The following is a 16,969-nucleotide window of genomic DNA, read 5'->3' as shown; positions in this document are numbered from 1 at the left end:
CCAAATGTTCTGACGACGGACAGGTAAAATCGGTTTGCCACATCTCGTTCGGGCGGGTGGTCTTGGTGTGGAACTGATCGGCAGCCTTGATCACGACGTAGGCCGGGCTCGTGATCAGATCATGGGCCTTCAGCAGGCGGTAAACCGTGGCTTCGGACACAAAGTATTGGCGTTCATCGGTAAATCGCACGGCCAGCTCGCGCGGTGACAGCTCGGACTGCTCCAGCGCCATTTCGATGATCTGGTCCTGCACCTCGGGCGCGATGCGGTTCCACACCCGGCTCGGCGCTGACGGTCGATCCGCGAGCGCCTCCAGGCCACCATCGAGGTAGCGGTCATACCAGCGGTAGAACGTCCGACGGGCAATGCCGAGCTTATCCAGCGTCCGCTTGGCGGGCAGGTGCGACTGCTCGACGATCCTGATGATCTCCAGCTTTTCAGAAGCAGGATACCTCATTCGTCGTCGCCCCCATCCGCGATCATGCTTTTTTTAAGCAGGCGGTTCTCGAGCGTCAGGTCAGCTACGCATTCCTTCAAGGCGCGGGCTTCGCGGCGCAGATCCTGCACCTCGCCGGTGGTCGCGGCACGGGCGGTGTCGCCGGCCAACCGGCGCTTGCCGGCTTCCATGAACTCCTTCGACCAAGTGTAATACAGGCTCTGAGCGATGCCTTCCTTGCGGCACAGCTCGGCAATGCTGTCTTCGCCGCGCAGGCCGTCCAGCACGATGCGGATCTTGTCTTCGGCCGAGAAGTGTCGGCGGGTTGCACGCCGGATGTCCTTCACCACTCGCTCAGCAGGGGCCTTCTTGGGAGGGGATTTTTTCAAGGAGGATTGGGTCTTCATCTTCGTTCCTTCGTCACTACGACGAAGCCCCAACCCTCCTTAAATCACAACCTCAAATCTGTGCCATTGGTGCTGACGGGGGACAGCATTCCGCCTGGCCCAACTTCAGCGACCTGGCTCCATTGCCATTGCCCGCTTTCGTCCTTCCAGACGATCGTGCTTGCCTCGCTATAGAAGTGATGGGCGATCACGCTATCAACATAGATCGCCTCAGGTGAACACGCCGACAAGATTAAGGCCAACATTAGTAGACCAAATTGTCGATCCATCGGTGGTCCCCGCATTTAAGCACCAGCATAGCAATACGAAATGCAGGAGTAGCTCTATTTGCCCTCAACGTTCAATGTCCGGATTGGGGTCGGTTTGCGAATTTCCGCTTTCAGGAAGAAACCCGGCCGAAGCTGCCAGGCAGGATTATGGCGGCGCAATAGCATTAAGATGGCAAGCGCCCTGCCCTTTCCGCTGGACATCATCGAATGGCGACGACCTTGGCTTTGGCGGCATCGGCGATCGCCTTCCAGCTCTGATCGCTGGTCCAAGCCGGCAGACCGTCACGCTGCGCTAGCGCAAGACAGAAGCGATCGCCAAGCGATAGCCCGTGATCGGCAGTGACAGCTCGCAACCGCCCAGCCAATTGCGCCAAAGCCTTGTCGGTGGGCACAATCGTCATCGGCAGAGGGTCGAGCATGGCGTCGACCTCGCGCTCAGGCATGCCGAGATGGATGAAGTGGGTAACCACCTCGGCATAGTTGATCGTGCATATCCGGGCGTCTGCTATTGCTGCTGCGACTTTGTCGGCACCCTTCTCCCCCTTGAGCATGGCGATCAGGGCGGAGGCGTCCAATACGATCTCGCTCACTCTCCGCTTTCCTCGCGACGCTTGGCGAGGAAAGCATCGACCGACGCATCCGGGTTTCCTTCGGTGTACTGCTTCGCCAGGGCCTGCGCGCGCGCAACAGCCTGAGCGGCCGTTCGCAGCACGAGACCATCAGGCGTCTCATCCAGATAGACCGCGCCGCCGCCGACCAGCCCGAGCCGCTTACGGATGTCAGCAGGCAGGCTCATTCGGCCGTTGGGCGTTATGTTGACTTGGACGGTCATGCGAGCTCCAAATGCTGCTGAATTGGTCGACAGGTCCACTCTAGCCGGGGTGCTCCTAGAATTCAACAAGATGCAAGCTTAGGCATGAATTGATCAATGTGCCTCATAGAGGCTTGTATGGCGCAATGTTCCAAATGCGCCTCAATGATACATTGTTGCCATTGTGCGCACCTCTCGCAACAGCGATGGCACCTTGCCGCTGCCTGTCCGAAAGGGATCGCTCAACGGACACTTTCTAGACGCCAGCGGTCAGACCCCCCTGCCCTCCGCAATTCCGGCTTGCCCGCTCTCTCATTAAGGTGGTACGCTTTATTTTCTCACACAGGGGTCTCATCCGTTACAAATGACCAACACTCTGATCGGATATGCCCGCTGCTCGACCGACAAGCAGGATCTCACCGCTCAGCGCCGGGCGCTGATCGAACTGGGCGTGCCAGAGGATCGCATCTACACTGACCACGGCCTGACCGGCCGCAACCGCGATCGCCCCGGCCTTGCCCAGGCGCTGGCAGCCGTACGGGCCGGCGAAACGCTGGTCGTGCCGAAGCTGGATCGTCTCGCCCGGTCTGTGCCAGACGTCCGTGCGATCGCCGATGAATTGGAAAAGCGCGGAGTCAGCCTCGCGCTGGGCAAGCAGATTTACGATCCCAACGACCCCATGGGCCGGATGTTCTTCAACATCCTTGCCACCTTCGCCGAATTCGAGAGCGACCTCATCCGCCTTCGCACCCGCGAGGGCATGAAGATCGCCCGCGACAAGGGCAAGCTCCGCGGCAAGCCGCCCAAGCTGTCCGACCTCCAGCAACGCGAGCTACTCAAGATGCATGCGACCGGCGAATACTCAATCAGCGACCTTGGCAAGCTGTTCAAGGTCTCGCGGCCTACCGTGTATCGGACGATCCGGCGGGGGGAGACGGCTGCATAGCCCGTGGTCTGATCAACCTCATACTCAATCGCTCGCCGCGAGTAGAAAGCCGATTAATGCCACAAGGGCTTTTCCAGCCAGTCTTGCGGGAAGCCCATCGCCGCCAGATCGCCCGTCGGATGGGAGAGAATGTGTGCTTTCGTTTCCCAAGCCCAACGGGAATCCGGCGCCACAGTCCGCATCACCTGGTTGATCATGGTGATCGTGTTGTAGAGCTTCGCCGGTGGGCGTTCACCGGCCGAGTGGTCCAGCGAAAGCTGCAGATCCCTTGGTTTGCTGGGTAGCCGCGGGCAGATCAAGAAACCACGGTTCCAGAGCCGACCATGGTGAGCGCAGATGTTCCGAACGTCGACAAGGTGTCGGACGAAAGGCACTAGCACCGTTTCGGTGAGCCCGAGAGGAACAGCAATCCGATTGCGTAGCGAGCGGTCCGCAAGGCTCGAGTACCAGCGTGAGAGCTGACCAAACGACATCATTTCAGCCACCATCCAAACCGGTGGCAGGGCAGGGTCCCGGTAAGTCTTCCGGTAATGATCGATGTAGGTTTCGTTGGACTCCCCGACGTCCTTTGCCAGCTTCGCAAGATTGTCGTGGAACTGCTTGCGCTCGTAGTAAAGCCCTGCGTCGAGATAGCTGTGTCCATGACCGAGCGTCGCAAGCTGGTAGGCCCAACTGCCGCGCAGAGCGACCTCGACGTGCTCGGTACCGCGCATGACAAGGCGCCGAAGGACCCGGTCGAAATCGTATAGCGCGGTCACCGTCTCGAAGTCAGTGCCCAGATTGAAGCGCGGTCCGGGATCATCCTTAGGGCGCTCGAAATATAGCCAATAAGCGCTGAGCCGGTAATAGCTGACGTGCGTCAGCCAATACCGGGCCCGCTCCTCATCAGGGATGGCCATGCCATTGTCGCGAAGGTGCCCGATCTGCTGATCGAGATTGAGCGAGGGTTTGGTGAAAACGCGCGTCATACCCACTCACGCTTAGCGACAAGGGTCTGAAAACAAAAGACCCGCCCAGTGTGCATATCCTTGCGGACAGAGGCCGGGCGGGTTCGATTAAGGGTGAAATAGGCCGTATATCCCAACAAATCAATAACCGATGTCATCGGTTCGCCTTGGCTGCCCATGACACCATCCCCAATGTCCTGGGCGTCAGGCATCGCGTCGTGATTGGCGGCATAGAGAGGCGACACCTTGCCGGGCCGGGGGCATCGCCGCTAGAAAGCGCCAAACAATCAATGCATCGATAGCCCCCGCAATGCAGAGATGGCTATCGCGGCATCATGTTTGGCAAGGGCAGGGCGCAAGGGGGTTCCAGCAGTTCCGGTGATCAATTTCAAAGCGGAAACAATCGATTAACACCGCGTCGTCCGCTCACAAAACCTGTCAGGGCTAAGGCGCCCGGAACATTGCCTCGCTGCATGTTCAAAGTGGCGAGTTACAGCAACGAATAGAAGCAAATCGAAAGGCAGAACAGGAGCATACTGACTGAACTGCCGATTGAAAGAACGGAGACGGTCCGTTCCTTTGCTTTGCTGCTGGAGAACCCTTTCCCCGCGATGGGCAGCGCTTCGCTCGCGCCGAAGGTTGCCGCCAAAACAAGGTTCAGCACCCGCATCACCTTGCAGAATGCGCCAAGTGTCCTGGGGTTTGAACGATGGAGGCAAATCGACGCTGCGCACTTTGGCGGGTTGGTTTCTGCTGGCCTGACGCTGGCGATGGAGGCGGGCGTGATGACGCGGCAGCCGGTGGGGCCGCTCTCGAACATCGTCCTCGCCGCCATTCAGGCTGCCGCGTTAGATTGTGCCACCCGCGCAGATTTTGCCGTGGCAGCGCAAGAGTATCAGTCGAGCTTCGATGCGATCATCGACGGCCTGACCATCAAGGACTGAATCTGGCCTGCTTGTCAGCTTAACTCCCCGCGTGACTTTGGTCGAAAGCAGTGCAATGATCTGATTATGAAGGGGAAAAACTCACAAATTCTAGCGGCGGTCGCGTTTATCGTCTTCGTCGATATGCTGGGCATCGGGCTAATCCTGCCCATTATGCCGACGCTGATCGGGGAGATCGCGCAGACCAGCCTTGATCGTTCCGCCGAGATTGGCGGGCTGCTGCTGTTTGCCTATGCCGGGATGCAGTTCCTGTTCGCTCCGTTTGTCGGGGGCTTAAGCGACCGCTTCGGTAGGCGGCCAGTGCTGCTGACAACGCTGTTCCTCCTCGCCGTCGATTATGCCGTGATGGCCTGGGCGCCGACGCTGGCGTGGCTGGTGGCGGGGCGTTTGATATCGGGGATTATGGGCGCAAGCTGGGCGGCGGCCAATTCCTGCATCGCCGATTGCATCCCGGCAGAGAAGCGCGGCGCGGCCTTCGGGATGCTCGGCGGTGCGGGAGCGGCAGGATTTGTGCTCGGCCCGGCGCTGGGCGGCATCGCGGGTGAGATCGGGACGCGTGCGCCGTTCATCATTGCGGCGAGCCTTGCGGGGATTGGCGTGATCGGCGGCCTCCTTTTCCTGCGCGAGACCCTCCCGCCCGAACGCCGCCGCGCCTTCGATCCGGCCCGCGCCAACCCCTTAGGTTCGCTGATCCAGATGGCGCGCACGCCCTTCGTGCTGTCATGTCTTGGCGTCGCCTTCTTCATGCAGCTGGCCGCGCAAGCTCAGATGTCGATCTGGGCCTATTGGGGCGAGTTGGAGTTTGGCTGGACGCCGACCATCAGCGGGCTGACCGTGTCCTTCTACGGCGTATTGATGGGCGTGGCGCAAGCGGTGCTGACGGGCAAAAGCATCGCCCGCTTCGGCGCGGCGAACACGGCGCGCTACAGCCTGCTGCTGGGCATCCCCTCCTACGTGCTGCTGGCCTTTGCTACCGGCACCCCGATGGTGATCGCAGCGATCATCGTGGGCGCGCTAACGGGCATGACCTTCCCTGCGATGCAGAGCCTGATGACGGTGCAGGTGAGCGAGGATGCCCAAGGCGAATTGCAAGGTGCGATTGCCAGCACGGTAAGCCTTACCTCGATCATCGGCCCGGTGATGATGACCCAGATCTTCGGCCATTTCGCGGACGACACCGGGCTGTTCTTTCCCGGCGCGCCCTATTTGGTCTCGCTGGCGCTGCTTGTTGTGGCGATCGGGCTGCTGTGGCGGACGATGGGCCAGCTCGGCCCGGCGGGGATGCCTGCTGCGGTGCCGGATTGAACGATGGCGCAGCGGATTGCGATTGGCGTTTATATCGCCTGCTTCTCCATCGCGACCTTGAGCCATTCGCGGGACTTTTGGGTCCTCGGTCTGAGGCCTTACAGCTGGGGTCCGCTCTTGCTCGAGGTGTTCTGGTCTTCACTGGTGGTGCTGGACTTTACTGTCGTGGCGCTGCTGTTGTTCGGCCAGCGACGCGCAGGGTTGGCACTGGCAGCGATCATCATGGTGTGTGACGTGGCCGCCAACAGCTACGCCTCCTTCGTGCTCGGGGTCGAGGGGTATGCAGTCGCCCTACCCTTGCAAGCAGCGTTCCTTGGCTTTGTGCTGGGATCGATCGGGTTCATGTGGCGCGTCCCGGAGATGGCACGATGACGCCCGCACCCGGCTACCTCCCCTACGAGCCGCAATTGCAGCCTGTCGCGTGGGCTGACGACATCTGGACGGTCAACGGCCCCGAAGTCTCCTATCGGCTGTGGGGCCTGACCCTGCCCTGCCCGACCCGAATGACAATCATCCGCCTGCCCGGCGTAGGTTTGTGGCTGCATTCGTCAGTCGCGTGCTCGCCAGATCTGGTCGCAGCAGTCAAAGCGCTGGGAGCAGTCGCCGCGATCATTGCCCCCAATGTGTTCCACTACACCCATCTGGCCGACTGGACGCATGCCTTTCCCGAGGCATCGATCTTCGGCGTCGGCGGGCTTGAAACGAAGGTTGCCGACATCTCGTTTGCGCTTCTGGACAACCAACCGCCACAGCCGTGGCGTGAGGCCATCGACCTCCATGTGATCGCGCTCGGCAGCTTTACCGAAGCTGTGTTTCTGCACCGCGCCTCGCACACGCTGATCGTCACCGACCTGATGCAGAACTTTGAGGCCAAGCGGATCCGCCATCCGCTGGTCAAGCTGGTGCTGAGGCTGGGCGGGGCCACTGGGCCGACTGGTCGCCCGTCCATCGAGATCAGGATCGCTGCCCTTCCCCACCGCGCGGCTCTGCGCGAGGGGGTGCGGCGAATGCTGGCCTGGCAGCCCTCGGGCATCATCCTTTCGCATGGGGCGTGCTATCGATCAAATGCAGTGACGGAGATCGAGCGCGCGTTCGCTAGAAGGAATCAGGCAATTTTATAAGGGTAACGCGATGAAGGCCGACCTAACGGGTGGATGTCTGTGCGAAGCGGTCCGCTTCACCTTGCGTGACGGGTTCCGATTTCGTCCCTATGCCTGCCACTGCACTGACTGCCAGACGCGCACCGGTGCAGCATTCAGCGAACACATGTTGTTCGCTAGGCAGGACCTAAAGATCGAGGGCGTGTCCGTCGTCAGAACATTTGGCGCAATGTGCGGCGTAGATTAGCGGAGTGCGGGCCTCGTCTGGGGTTTGGTTTTAGGCGGCGAGCTTGCGGTGTTGCAAGCGCCGATGTTCGATGGTCTGTCGCTTGATCCTTTCGCGCTGTTTGATGATGGCCGGTGCCCTGCCGAAGTAGACGTCGGCGGGCGTCACGTTGCACAGCGCTTCATGGTAGCGCTGGTGGTTGTAGTGCTCGACGAACGTCTCGATCTGGGTCTCAAGGTCGCCGGGCAGGAAGTAGTTTTCCAGCAGGATGCGGTTTTTGAGGGTCTGGTGCCAGCGCTCGATCTTACCCTGGGTCTGCGGATGCATCGGAGCGCCGCGCACATGGCTCATCTTGTTGGCCTCGATGTATTCCGCCAGTTCGCCCGCGATGTAGCTGGGGCCGTTATCGCTGAGCAGTCTGGGCTTGTGCAGCACCGTTGCACTGTCGCATCCTGATGCGGCGAGCGCCATGTCCAGCGTGTCGGTCACATCCTCTGCCCGCATGTTGGTGCACAACTTCCAGGCGATGATGTAGCGCGAGAAGTCGTCGAGGACGGTCGATAGATACATCCAGCCCCACCCGATAATCTTGAAGTAGGTAAAATCGGTTTGCCACATCTCGTTCGGGCGGGTGGTCTTGGTGTGGAACTGATCGGCAGCCTTGATCACGACGTAGGCCGGGCTCGTGATCAGATCATGGGCCTTCAGCAGGCGGTAAACCGTGGCTTCGGACACAAAGTATTGGCGTTCATCGGTAAATCGCACGGCCAGCTCGCGCGGTGACAGCTCGGACTGCTCCAGCGCCATTTCGATGATCTGGTCCTGCACCTCGGGCGCGATGCGGTTCCACACCCGGCTCGGCGCTGACGGTCGATCCGCGAGCGCCTCCAGGCCACCATCGAGGTAGCGGTCATACCAGCGGTAGAACGTCCGACGGGCAATGCCGAGCTTATCCAGCGTCCGCTTGGCGGGCAGGTGCGACTGCTCGACGATCCTGATGATCTCCAGCTTTTCAGAAGCAGGATACCTCATTCGTCGTCGCCCCCATCCGCGATCATGCTTTTTTTAAGCAGGCGGTTCTCGAGCGTCAGGTCAGCTACGCATTCCTTCAAGGCGCGGGCTTCGCGGCGCAGATCCTGCACCTCGCCGGTGGTCGCGGCACGGGCGGTGTCGCCGGCCAACCGGCGCTTGCCGGCTTCCATGAACTCCTTCGACCAAGTGTAATACAGGCTCTGAGCGATGCCTTCCTTGCGGCACAGCTCGGCAATGCTGTCTTCGCCGCGCAGGCCGTCCAGCACGATGCGGATCTTGTCTTCGGCCGAGAAGTGTCGGCGGGTTGCACGCCGGATGTCCTTCACCACTCGCTCAGCAGGGGCCTTCTTGGGAGGGGATTTTTTCAAGGAGGATTGGGTCTTCATCTTCGTTCCTTCGTCACTACGACGAAGCCCCAACCCTCCTTAAATCACAACCTCAAATCTGTGCCATTGGTGCTGACGGGGGACAGATCACCCAATCCGGATGACGCGTCAGGAAGTCGCTGTAGCGCGATCCCACATTGAGGCTTGGAAAAAGATCGCCCGCGGGCCGCACCAACACGTTCTAGTGCTCGAGGACGACGTCTGGTTTCGTCGCGGCGCAGCGGACGCCATTGAGCGGGGCTGGCGGGCAGCGCTACGCCGGAGCGAAGACACCACTGGACCTCACCTCCTCTACCTCTCGTACAACGACGCCGGCGGGATGGCCATTAGGACTGACGTATGTGGCTCGCTATTTAGGCCCGTCCGAGGGCTCTGGTATCTGTCCGGCTATGTTTTGTCACGTGATGGTGCTGCGGCGCTGCTCCGGGCGATGCCTGTCGTCGGCCCAGTCGACCTTTGGATGAACTATCGTTTTGCAGAGCTATGCGCACTCGCTGTCACGCGTCCGGCGATATTGCAGCGACAAGATGGTCCTTCGGACAATGCTTACTCAGTCCTTCCCTTTCTCGCCCGCGCTGGAACGATCGATGCCGGCGCACCTCCGGCCCGACCGGAGCGGTCGCCAAACAGCTTTACGGTCGCATGGACTATTGGTGAGAGCGAGGCTCTTGCCATGGCGCTGTCAATGCTAGGACTCCGGACGAGGGCCTTCACCTGTGGCGAGCCGAAACTCTCTGCCTCCGATCTTTTTGCGGTTGGAGAGATATTTGATGCCGTGGTTGACCCGCCGCTCGCTCAGGACGCGCTCCAAGCATTAATTGAGCGTCCAGATGTGAGATTCATAATAGAGGCTGGAGCAGTCGGTCATGAGGGCTCGTGGATGGAGAAGCTTCCGCCCGGCCGCACCGCCGTCGTAGAACCGTCTGTTCCGCTTTGGGATCCCATTTGCGAACTCTTGGATCTCACAAAACCGTCCGACACGTATCCCATTGGTACGCCGTCGGGCACTGGCATGTTCTGTGATGCTCGAGCCGCTCTTCCTCGGTCCATTGGACTGTCCCCCATCAGCACCAATGGCACAGATTTGAGGTTGTGATTTAAGGAGGGTTGGGGCTTCGTCGTAGTGACGAAGGAACGAAGATGAAGACCCAATCCTCCTTGAAAAAATCCCCTCCCAAGAAGGCCCCTGCTGAGCGAGTGGTGAAGGACATCCGGCGTGCAACCCGCCGACACTTCTCGGCCGAAGACAAGATCCGCATCGTGCTGGACGGCCTGCGCGGCGAAGACAGCATTGCCGAGCTGTGCCGCAAGGAAGGCATCGCTCAGAGCCTGTATTACACTTGGTCGAAGGAGTTCATGGAAGCCGGCAAGCGCCGGTTGGCCGGCGACACCGCCCGTGCCGCGACCACCGGCGAGGTGCAGGATCTGCGCCGCGAAGCCCGCGCCTTGAAGGAATGCGTAGCTGACCTGACGCTCGAGAACCGCCTGCTTAAAAAAAGCATGATCGCGGATGGGGGCGACGACGAATGAGGTATCCTGCTTCTGAAAAGCTGGAGATCATCAGGATCGTCGAGCAGTCGCACCTGCCCGCCAAGCGGACGCTGGATAAGCTCGGCATTGCCCGTCGGACGTTCTACCGCTGGTATGACCGCTACCTCGATGGTGGCCTGGAGGCGCTCGCGGATCGACCGTCAGCGCCGAGCCGGGTGTGGAACCGCATCGCGCCCGAGGTGCAGGACCAGATCATCGAAATGGCGCTGGAGCAGTCCGAGCTGTCACCGCGCGAGCTGGCCGTGCGATTTACCGATGAACGCCAATACTTTGTGTCCGAAGCCACGGTTTACCGCCTGCTGAAGGCCCATGATCTGATCACGAGCCCGGCCTACGTCGTGATCAAGGCTGCCGATCAGTTCCACACCAAGACCACCCGCCCGAACGAGATGTGGCAAACCGATTTTACCTACTTCAAGATTATCGGGTGGGGCTGGATGTATCTATCGACCGTCCTCGACGACTTCTCGCGCTACATCATCGCCTGGAAGTTGTGCACCAACATGCGGGCAGAGGATGTGACCGACACGCTGGACATGGCGCTCGCCGCATCAGGATGCGACAGTGCAACGGTGCTGCACAAGCCCAGACTGCTCAGCGATAACGGCCCCAGCTACATCGCGGGCGAACTGGCGGAATACATCGAGGCCAACAAGATGAGCCATGTGCGCGGCGCTCCGATGCATCCGCAGACCCAGGGTAAGATCGAGCGCTGGCACCAGACCCTCAAAAACCGCATCCTGCTGGAAAACTACTTCCTGCCCGGCGACCTTGAGACCCAGATCGAGACGTTCGTCGAGCACTACAACCACCAGCGCTACCATGAAGCGCTGTGCAACGTGACGCCCGCCGACGTCTACTTCGGCAGGGCACCGGCCATCATCAAACAGCGCGAAAGGATCAAGCGACAGACCATCGAACATCGGCGCTTGCAACACCGCAAGCTCGCCGCCTAAAACCAAACCCCAGACGAGGCCCGCACTCCGCTAATCTACGCCGCACATTGCGCCAAATGTTCTGACGACGGACAGAAGAAGGTGTGGTAGGAGCGTCGCTCAGCTTCGAGCGTTTTTTCATCAAGGGCGATGATGTTGGGATTGATCTGGCGAAGCACTGAAACGTCGTCTTCGTAGCTTTCTGTTGTGTAGCACATGACCTTGCCTCCTGGCGCTCGGCGGCTCGTCCGCCATGCCATGAAACAGCGCCCCATCAGTGTGCTGGTCACCGCAGCGAAGCGGAGGCTTGACCGCTAATTTTTCGATGGTGCGGAAGCTGGCGCAGCACGGCTTCTCGGTCGGGAAATTAGCGGTTGACCAGTATGCTGGCGGGGTGCTCATGGCGATGGTGGTGGACGTGCCTGCGGCAGGAGGCATGCGTTCCCAGCGACTTCGCGAAAGCTATGTGCCGGAAGGTGGCTGTTCGGCAGTGGCGTGACCCAGGCGGCATGAAAAAAGGGCGCCGCGGCAACGTGCCGGGCACCCTTTTCCACCTCGAACCTGCAGGAGGCTGTTTGCAGATCGAGCGTTGAACATTGCGACGAGTTCAGCCGGTTCGTGGCTGCTCGTGCACTGCTGGCCGGGTATTCATAACGTCCATTCGAGCAGCGGGTGTTGCTCTCCGCAATCAGTGGAGACGATGAACGCGAAGCTTGCGAAGAGCGGAGTGATTCCTGCCTTGACGAAGGCCTCATAGGTTCGGTGATCTTCGAGCGCAGTTCCGAGCTTTTGCAGAGACAATTGTCCAGATTCGTGCTCGTGGCAGCCAAGAGAGGTGAGCACCTTTGCAGCAAGGTCACTGCTCATTGTGGTGGCGCCTACCAGAGCAATGTGTTCACTCACCCGCATCGTGATCGGTGCGCCGCATTGCTGGTGTTCGATGCGCAGCATTCGCCCAAGAAACTGCGCCTCCTCGACGATCGCGATCATCTCCGGGCGATGGTCGAAGCATGATGCGAACTCGGCGATCGCAAGCGCGTTGGCATTGATCTCGAAGTTCACGGGCGCGGCCAGGAATTCGCCTGGGTCTGCATCGATCGTACTGTTGCTGGTGTGCAGTTTGCGCATCAGCGCCGCGAGCTCTGGCGGGCATATTTGAGCCGGTTCCGAATGGAGCCTTGTCTCGATATCCTTGACGCGGAATGTGACGAGCATCTTTGCCTCCTGTCGCTGCTCGCCTCCTCCATCCCCCTCTCCTTTCTCATGCCCTGAGCCCGTGGTTGAATGCCGGCAGGTGGTTCTGGTTCAGTCCGAGCATGGCCGGTCGGACCTGTGTCCGGGTGTAGCAGCAGGCCCGGCAGCGATGCCCGCAAGATGCAAAGCATCAAGCTTGGGCAAGCTGCGGCTAGTCAGGCGAACAAGCGCAACTGGAAGGTTCGGGGATCACGATGCTAGCGTCAGCGGGCGAAGGGGGTTCGATGCCCCCAGAGCCCGCCCCTTGCGCAAAAGAAGAGCGGAAGGCCCCGGCCTAAGCCGGAGCCTTCCGAGCGGCGCTCACCCGAAGTTGCGCGACCGCACCTGCGCCTGATCACTGATGCGGCGGATGTGCAGCGGCACGCCTGCCTGACGGAGGCGCTGTGCAAGGTTCGACTGGATGCCCGACCCTTCACCGATGATCGCTTCGACCGGGTTCAGCTTGACGATGCTCTCGTTGCGCAGGAACGGAGCGCGGTTGCCGTGGCGTTGGTCGGGCACGAACAGGATCGTGTTGACCCCGTTCTGCTGCGCCCATGCGCCTGCCATGGCATCGACGCCCTTGCGCATGCCGGTCGTGCCCAGGACCATGTTCGGGATCCGCGACTTGATGTCGTCGAGGATAGCCCAGATCATCGCAAAATCGTGCCAATCTTTCTGACCACCTGACACGATCACCAGCGGGCCATCGGGCTGGAATTGCGCTCTTCGATCCTTGGCGCGTGCGGCGAGGAAATCGCGCGCCTGCACCTGGCTTGCGGTAACCCCGTTCTTGCTGACTTGCGATCCCCGTGCGGCCGTGAAGGGGCGACCGGTTTCGACCCGGTAGACGTCTGCCGCATGATCGCGCATCGCCTCGAGCGCTTCGCGGCACCCTTGCAGTGTCTGGCAGAGCTGCTGTGTTTCCTCGAGCTCGACAGCGTAAATTTCCGAAGGATCGAAGTGGCGTGCCATTTCGCCCAGCTTCTTTGCGGCATCGTCCTCGCGACCTTCTGCGAGGCGTGCGGTCATGTGGAAGGAGTTGACCATGCCCCAGGCGAGCTGCTGCGCGAATTCCTCCATGCGCGTGTCCTTGAGGACATCGAAGATCGTTCCGATTGCCATCTCCACGGCGCGGCGCGCCATGTCGGGATCCGGCATTTCTGCGGCGATTGGAGCCTCAACGATATTGAGCTTGGCCAGATCGCTGTGTTCGAGAAACGCTCCGTCATAGGATTCCGTGATCCCTTCACGTGCATCGGCAAGATTGATGCGTACCTGAGCCAAATCAGCGAACGAGTTGAAAACAGTCATAAAAGCCTCCGATTTTTGAAATCGTCCCCACATTGGGAACAGCCAAAAACCCATCGGGCCGGACGCGCTGTGTCAGGGACGGCGAGCTCGTCTCGCCGCCGCCATGGCGGGCGTGGGGGAACCGATTTTCTGCGTGGTGGCTGGCGCGCAGCGACAGAGCCTCCCCGCTGAAAATTGGGGGGACCGCGGTCCTTGACTAAGGGGCGGCCGCCGATAGGTTTCGGCAGGTGTTCCTGTGTGTGTGGAAGAGACGTTCCCGCCCCCGAGCAAGAGAGACGAAGGCAGGCCCGGTCAGGCGCTTCAGCGCCACCCCGGGCCGCCCCTTCGGCCCTGCGAAGGGGTTACAGCGGGAACACTCCCAATCTTGAAAGGCCGTTTGGCGGGGCTGGTCGGCAGGCGACGTACTGTCAGGGACGATGCCGCGAAGCCGGCAGCGCCGCCGCACGCGCGGCGAAGGCAAGCGCAGCGACAGCCTGAGCCGATCCTTGACCGGACGGAGGATGCCGAATGACCTGCCTGCGCGCCGCGGCGCGCACTACGGCCGGAAGGCTCCGACCGCGAACGCCTTCCTGATAAGGAAAGGCGCGTTCGCGGGTAAGGGGCGCTGCCCTGGCCGGATGGGCGGCAGCACCGGGACCGGGCAGAGCAGAACCCGGGCTCAGCGAAGGAGCCCATTGTCGGACCCTGCATTGACGCTATGGTCGTGCGATGGCCGTCTGGCAGTTCGTAATCAACCTCATCCCTGCCGCTGCGGCGCGTATCGCAGGGGTCAACGCTGCACGAATGAGCCGCGCGCAGCTCGGCGAGGTCGTTTTGGCGCTGCCCATCGCACAGGCGGATGTGCTGTTCGCAAAACTCGACATGCTGCTGCCCCGGAAACCCCGATCCTACACCGGTCTCCGGGTATGGGGTGACGAGCCAAACGACGACATTCAGGTGAGCTTCGATGAGCAATACATCGAAGAAATCCAAGTGCGCTTCGACGTGGCAGATATCTCTTTGGCGTTGATCGGCGGAGTCTGCGCCGTCGCGCGGCAATTCGACTGCGTCTTTGCGACGCCGGAGGGTGCGATCATTCAGCCAAGCAGGGAAGCTGTCATCAGGACGGTTCTGCAATCAGACGCAGCGCATTTTGTGCAAGACCCACAGGGCTTTATCGAAAAGGCGGTCCGTCTGGATCGGGAGGACCGATAGGGCTCTTTGCCAGTGCCCAGCCACATTCAGTGAGGAGCAGGAGGCGTACTTGAAGCAGACCGGCAGCTTCGTTCACTTTGCCGCTAAAACCTGCCATTCAGCAACCGACCCCATTGCTGCCGTTACTCTTGATGGCTTAAGGCCCCCAAAAAGGAGGTTAGGCGATGGTTTGGAGTTCCGGTTTTGGCTACTATCCAGGCACAGGTACAGCTGCGGGCGCGCCTTATGCGGACTCGGATATTCTTGAGCCCACGGACTTCAACTACCGCAATGTGGGCTTTGCCAATTTTGCCGAGACGATAGTTCCAGGGATTGGCCCGATTGGCGAAGCCCTGGAGAGCGGCTTCCGGGTAAAGGCGCAAGACCTTCCGAGCAAGGTGCGGTATGACGATGCTCGCCAAGTCCTCGACTTTGACACGATGAGTGTGGTTGACTTTGTTAGCCCGCGCGCCAAGGCGCTCATAGAGCGGTTTGAGCCAGACGTGCACCAGTTCGAGCCGGTGGAATATGTTCGCTCCGATGGCACCCATGTCGCCGACATGTTCGTGTTCGTGGTGTGCCGCCGGCTCGACACGATGGACCGCGCACATACGAACATGCTCTTGTCGCCTCATCGATGGGTTTGGGCGAAAGACCTTGCGAGACGAAAGCCGGAACTGGTCCCGCCGGGAACAGATCTGGAAGCCAAGCCGCGATTCGTTTTTCAATCTCGGGCAGATAGCCGACGCCCATATCTGGCGCGACATTCATATCCATCCAACGGTCTACTCTTCCGATGCCTTTGTTGAGGCAATCAAGGCTGAAGGACTGACAGGTTTTGGCGGTGCACCTCCGGAAGTAGTGACATAAGCCGCACCCCGCCATCTGGGCTCGAAGCACTTGCGGGCGGGGCGCAGTAAAGCAGCCTTTCCGTAATCCACCCAGTTTCGGCCATAGCGGCGGCTAGGCGCGATCCTGGAAGCTGCCCGGCAGCTTAGGCAAGGTTCTCGCCAAAAGCGGAAATTCTGAAACCGACCCCAAAGCCGCCGTCGACCTACAGCTAATCCACTGTAAATAGCAGTCCAAAATCTTGACGTGATTGCCTACTTGCCGGATAGACAAAGAGCTATGCTGTCGCAAAAGACCCGCTACGCCATCCGTGCGATGCAGCACCTGGCCGATCACCATGGCCGAGGCCCGGTGCAGCTTGCAGCCATCGCCGAGGCGCAAAACATCCCGGCAAAGTTCCTTACAGTGATCTTGTCAGAGTTGACCCGCTATGGACTGGTTGCATCACTCCGCGGTCGCGACGGCGGATATTGGCTTGCGATCCCTCCAGTCGACATCACTTATGGCGATCTAATCCGGCACATGCGTGGGTCCTTGGCGCTGGTGCCGTGCGCAAGCCGCTATGCCCATGAGAAGTGCAAGAATTGTCTTGAGGAGGGCGATTGCCGGACACGTGCGCTGATGCTCGATGTGCGGGACCGGACCGCGCAGATTCTCGATGCGATCCGGCTGTCAGATCATATTGATCCTGTGCCGCCCTTTGGTGATGCCAACACCTGACTTTCAGTCCCAATCGTTTCGGCGCACAAAGCCAACCTTTCATCGACGGACAGAAAATCTGCTGACAAACGCTATTGTCAAGCGAATGACTTGAGTTTAATTCCTGCGCTGCGGATCCGATCCGCGCAAGGAAAGGCGCATTCATGACCAAGGATGATAATGGTGTTACCCCGGCCAACAGTGTGCTTGCTTCTGCACTGGATGTCGTTGGGGATGCTCTTGCCCGCTTGCGGTTCGGTGCGATCAATCTCGTCGTGCATGACGGCAAGGTCGTTCAAATCGACGTCACCGAGCGCAAACGCCTGACCGACTGATCGGCAGGGCCATTTTTCTTTCAACCAGAACAGGGACCCGCAGACCGGACCACCGGATGCATGCCCGCTTG

The 16,969-nt window shown here is 60.3% G+C and carries 20 protein-coding genes and 1 pseudogene; 13 read left to right on the top strand and 8 right to left on the bottom strand.

Translation table 11 applies throughout. From position 1 onward, the window contains the following. Positions 1-22 precede the first annotated feature (22 nt). From ACRANW_RS15520 to ACRANW_RS15510, 3 genes and pseudogenes are all read right to left on the bottom strand, one after another. Positions 23-843 (bottom strand): annotated as a pseudogene (locus ACRANW_RS15520) (helix-turn-helix domain-containing protein); the annotation flags it as partial. 469 nt (positions 844-1,312) lie between these two features. Then, a complete protein-coding gene (locus tag ACRANW_RS15515; protein WP_479434011.1) occupies positions 1,313-1,702 on the bottom strand; it encodes a type II toxin-antitoxin system VapC family toxin in 390 nt (129 codons plus the stop codon). Further along, positions 1,699-1,944 carry an AbrB/MazE/SpoVT family DNA-binding domain-containing protein gene (locus ACRANW_RS15510; RefSeq protein ID WP_066525588.1) on the bottom strand — a complete coding sequence of 82 codons (246 nt, stop codon included), beginning with the start codon at positions 1,942-1,944 and terminating at the stop codon, positions 1,699-1,701. The genes ACRANW_RS15515 and ACRANW_RS15510 overlap by 4 nt, the downstream gene beginning before the upstream one ends. Positions 1,945-2,287: 343 nt before the next feature. Between ACRANW_RS15510 and ACRANW_RS15505 the strand changes: the two genes are divergently transcribed. Beyond that, entirely contained in the window at positions 2,288-2,869 is a 582-nt protein-coding gene (locus ACRANW_RS15505) for a recombinase family protein (protein WP_479434010.1), read from the top strand. Positions 2,870-2,922: 53 nt separating this feature from the next. Here ACRANW_RS15505 and ACRANW_RS15500 read toward each other — a convergent pair whose 3' ends face one another. Further along, on the bottom strand, positions 2,923-3,837 hold the full coding sequence (locus tag ACRANW_RS15500) for an Abi family protein (protein ID WP_479434009.1): 915 nt from the start codon (positions 3,835-3,837) through the stop codon (positions 2,923-2,925). Positions 3,838-4,400: 563 nt separating this feature from the next. Here ACRANW_RS15500 and ACRANW_RS15495 point away from each other — a divergent pair. The 5 genes from ACRANW_RS15495 to ACRANW_RS15475 all read left to right on the top strand — a co-directional run bounded on the left by ACRANW_RS15495 (position 4,401) and on the right by ACRANW_RS15475 (position 7,412). Continuing rightward, positions 4,401-4,760 (top strand): hypothetical protein, encoded by a 360-nt coding sequence (locus ACRANW_RS15495; RefSeq protein WP_479434008.1) that lies wholly within the window; start codon positions 4,401-4,403, stop codon positions 4,758-4,760. A gap of 66 nt (positions 4,761-4,826) precedes the next feature. Next, complete coding sequence (locus tag ACRANW_RS15490; protein WP_479434007.1) at positions 4,827-6,065, top strand: TCR/Tet family MFS transporter; 1,239 nt, start codon at positions 4,827-4,829, stop codon at positions 6,063-6,065. 3 nt (positions 6,066-6,068) lie between these two features. Then, the gene (locus ACRANW_RS15485) at positions 6,069-6,437 is read left to right on the top strand and encodes a hypothetical protein (protein ID WP_479434006.1); all 369 of its coding nucleotides are present in this window, start codon (positions 6,069-6,071) and stop codon (positions 6,435-6,437) included. Then, positions 6,434-7,186: a DUF4336 domain-containing protein gene (locus ACRANW_RS15480; protein ID WP_479434005.1), complete on the top strand. Its 753-nt coding sequence runs from the start codon at positions 6,434-6,436 to the stop codon at positions 7,184-7,186. Before ACRANW_RS15485 ends, ACRANW_RS15480 begins: the two co-directional genes overlap by 4 nt. Positions 7,187-7,196: 10 nt before the next feature. Next, positions 7,197-7,412, top strand: a complete 216-nt coding sequence (locus tag ACRANW_RS15475) for a GFA family protein (protein ID WP_479434004.1) — start codon at positions 7,197-7,199, stop codon at positions 7,410-7,412. A 30-nt stretch (positions 7,413-7,442) separates the two neighbouring features. On the opposite strand, the gene ACRANW_RS15470 is transcribed toward ACRANW_RS15475, so the two are convergent. After that, positions 7,443-8,809 (bottom strand): IS3 family transposase gene (locus ACRANW_RS15470; protein ID WP_479431339.1). Its coding sequence is split into 2 segments (ribosomal slippage): positions 7,443-8,456 and positions 8,459-8,809, totalling 1,365 coding nucleotides; the frame shifts between segments, so codons are not numbered across the junction. Between the two features lie 100 nt (positions 8,810-8,909). Between ACRANW_RS15470 and ACRANW_RS15465 the strand changes: the two genes are divergently transcribed. Together ACRANW_RS15465 and ACRANW_RS15460 are read left to right on the top strand one after the other, a co-directional pair. Beyond that, entirely contained in the window at positions 8,910-9,905 is a 996-nt protein-coding gene (locus ACRANW_RS15465) for a glycosyltransferase family 25 protein (RefSeq protein ID WP_479434157.1), read from the top strand. Between the two features lie 44 nt (positions 9,906-9,949). Beyond that, positions 9,950-11,316, top strand: a protein-coding gene (locus ACRANW_RS15460; RefSeq protein ID WP_479431339.1) for an IS3 family transposase whose coding sequence is annotated in 2 segments (ribosomal slippage) — positions 9,950-10,300 and positions 10,303-11,316 — 1,365 coding nt in all. Because the reading frame shifts where the segments join, the coding sequence is not laid out codon by codon here. A 35-nt stretch (positions 11,317-11,351) separates the two neighbouring features. Here the strand turns inward: ACRANW_RS15460 and ACRANW_RS15455 are convergent. Beyond that, complete coding sequence (locus ACRANW_RS15455; protein ID WP_479434156.1) at positions 11,352-11,513, bottom strand: hypothetical protein; 162 nt, start codon at positions 11,511-11,513, stop codon at positions 11,352-11,354. 107 nt (positions 11,514-11,620) lie between these two features. Here ACRANW_RS15455 and ACRANW_RS15450 point away from each other — a divergent pair, with 107 nt between their 5' ends. After that, positions 11,621-11,794 carry a hypothetical protein gene (locus ACRANW_RS15450; protein ID WP_479434155.1) on the top strand — a complete coding sequence of 58 codons (174 nt, stop codon included), beginning with the start codon at positions 11,621-11,623 and terminating at the stop codon, positions 11,792-11,794. A gap of 149 nt (positions 11,795-11,943) precedes the next feature. Here ACRANW_RS15450 and ACRANW_RS15445 read toward each other — a convergent pair whose 3' ends face one another. Together ACRANW_RS15445 and ACRANW_RS15440 are read right to left on the bottom strand one after the other, a co-directional pair. Next, positions 11,944-12,510, bottom strand: coding sequence for a hypothetical protein (locus ACRANW_RS15445; RefSeq protein WP_479434154.1), 567 nt, complete (start codon positions 12,508-12,510; stop codon positions 11,944-11,946). 339 nt (positions 12,511-12,849) lie between these two features. Further along, a complete protein-coding gene (locus ACRANW_RS15440) occupies positions 12,850-13,842 on the bottom strand; it encodes a DUF2493 domain-containing protein (RefSeq protein ID WP_479434153.1) in 993 nt (330 codons plus the stop codon). A gap of 783 nt (positions 13,843-14,625) precedes the next feature. Between ACRANW_RS15440 and ACRANW_RS15435 the strand changes: the two genes are divergently transcribed. The 4 genes from ACRANW_RS15435 (at position 14,626) to ACRANW_RS15420 (ending at position 16,898) form a co-directional block, all read left to right on the top strand. Further along, complete coding sequence (locus tag ACRANW_RS15435) at positions 14,626-15,036, top strand: hypothetical protein (RefSeq protein WP_479434152.1); 411 nt, start codon at positions 14,626-14,628, stop codon at positions 15,034-15,036. 164 nt (positions 15,037-15,200) lie between these two features. Next, complete coding sequence (locus ACRANW_RS15430; RefSeq protein ID WP_479434151.1) at positions 15,201-15,824, top strand: imm11 family protein; 624 nt, start codon at positions 15,201-15,203, stop codon at positions 15,822-15,824. A gap of 319 nt (positions 15,825-16,143) precedes the next feature. After that, positions 16,144-16,584 (top strand): RrF2 family transcriptional regulator, encoded by a 441-nt coding sequence (locus ACRANW_RS15425; protein ID WP_479434150.1) that lies wholly within the window; start codon positions 16,144-16,146, stop codon positions 16,582-16,584. Between the two features lie 143 nt (positions 16,585-16,727). Next, the gene (locus ACRANW_RS15420) at positions 16,728-16,898 is read left to right on the top strand and encodes a YezD family protein (RefSeq protein WP_479434149.1); all 171 of its coding nucleotides are present in this window, start codon (positions 16,728-16,730) and stop codon (positions 16,896-16,898) included. Positions 16,899-16,969 lie beyond the last annotated feature (71 nt).

This window comes from Erythrobacter sp. 'gip.4 top 5' (assembly GCF_056495765.1).
This window is presented reverse-complemented; position numbering and strand designations above follow the sequence as displayed.

Excerpts from the sequence above, each read along its gene's own strand:
- ACRANW_RS15490 (WP_479434007.1), top strand. The coding sequence starts at position 4,827 with ATGAAGGGGAAAAACTCACAAATTCTAGCGGCGGTCGCGTTTATCGTC.
- ACRANW_RS15500 (WP_479434009.1), bottom strand. The coding sequence starts at position 3,837 with ATGACGCGCGTTTTCACCAAACCCTCGCTCAATCTCGATCAGCAGATC.
- ACRANW_RS15425 (WP_479434150.1), top strand. The coding sequence starts at position 16,144 with ATGCTGTCGCAAAAGACCCGCTACGCCATCCGTGCGATGCAGCACCTG.
- ACRANW_RS15445 (WP_479434154.1), bottom strand. The coding sequence starts at position 12,510 with ATGCTCGTCACATTCCGCGTCAAGGATATCGAGACAAGGCTCCATTCG.
- ACRANW_RS15475 (WP_479434004.1), top strand. The coding sequence starts at position 7,197 with ATGAAGGCCGACCTAACGGGTGGATGTCTGTGCGAAGCGGTCCGCTTC.
- ACRANW_RS15420 (WP_479434149.1), top strand. The coding sequence starts at position 16,728 with ATGACCAAGGATGATAATGGTGTTACCCCGGCCAACAGTGTGCTTGCT.
- ACRANW_RS15465 (WP_479434157.1), top strand. The coding sequence starts at position 8,910 with ATGACGCGTCAGGAAGTCGCTGTAGCGCGATCCCACATTGAGGCTTGG.
- ACRANW_RS15450 (WP_479434155.1), top strand. The coding sequence starts at position 11,621 with ATGGTGCGGAAGCTGGCGCAGCACGGCTTCTCGGTCGGGAAATTAGCG.
- ACRANW_RS15455 (WP_479434156.1), bottom strand. The coding sequence starts at position 11,513 with ATGTGCTACACAACAGAAAGCTACGAAGACGACGTTTCAGTGCTTCGC.
- ACRANW_RS15440 (WP_479434153.1), bottom strand. The coding sequence starts at position 13,842 with ATGACTGTTTTCAACTCGTTCGCTGATTTGGCTCAGGTACGCATCAAT.
- ACRANW_RS15430 (WP_479434151.1), top strand. The coding sequence starts at position 15,201 with ATGGTTTGGAGTTCCGGTTTTGGCTACTATCCAGGCACAGGTACAGCT.
- ACRANW_RS15485 (WP_479434006.1), top strand. The coding sequence starts at position 6,069 with ATGGCGCAGCGGATTGCGATTGGCGTTTATATCGCCTGCTTCTCCATC.
- ACRANW_RS15435 (WP_479434152.1), top strand. The coding sequence starts at position 14,626 with ATGAGCCGCGCGCAGCTCGGCGAGGTCGTTTTGGCGCTGCCCATCGCA.
- ACRANW_RS15510 (WP_066525588.1), bottom strand. The coding sequence starts at position 1,944 with ATGACCGTCCAAGTCAACATAACGCCCAACGGCCGAATGAGCCTGCCT.
- ACRANW_RS15480 (WP_479434005.1), top strand. The coding sequence starts at position 6,434 with ATGACGCCCGCACCCGGCTACCTCCCCTACGAGCCGCAATTGCAGCCT.
- ACRANW_RS15505 (WP_479434010.1), top strand. The coding sequence starts at position 2,288 with ATGACCAACACTCTGATCGGATATGCCCGCTGCTCGACCGACAAGCAG.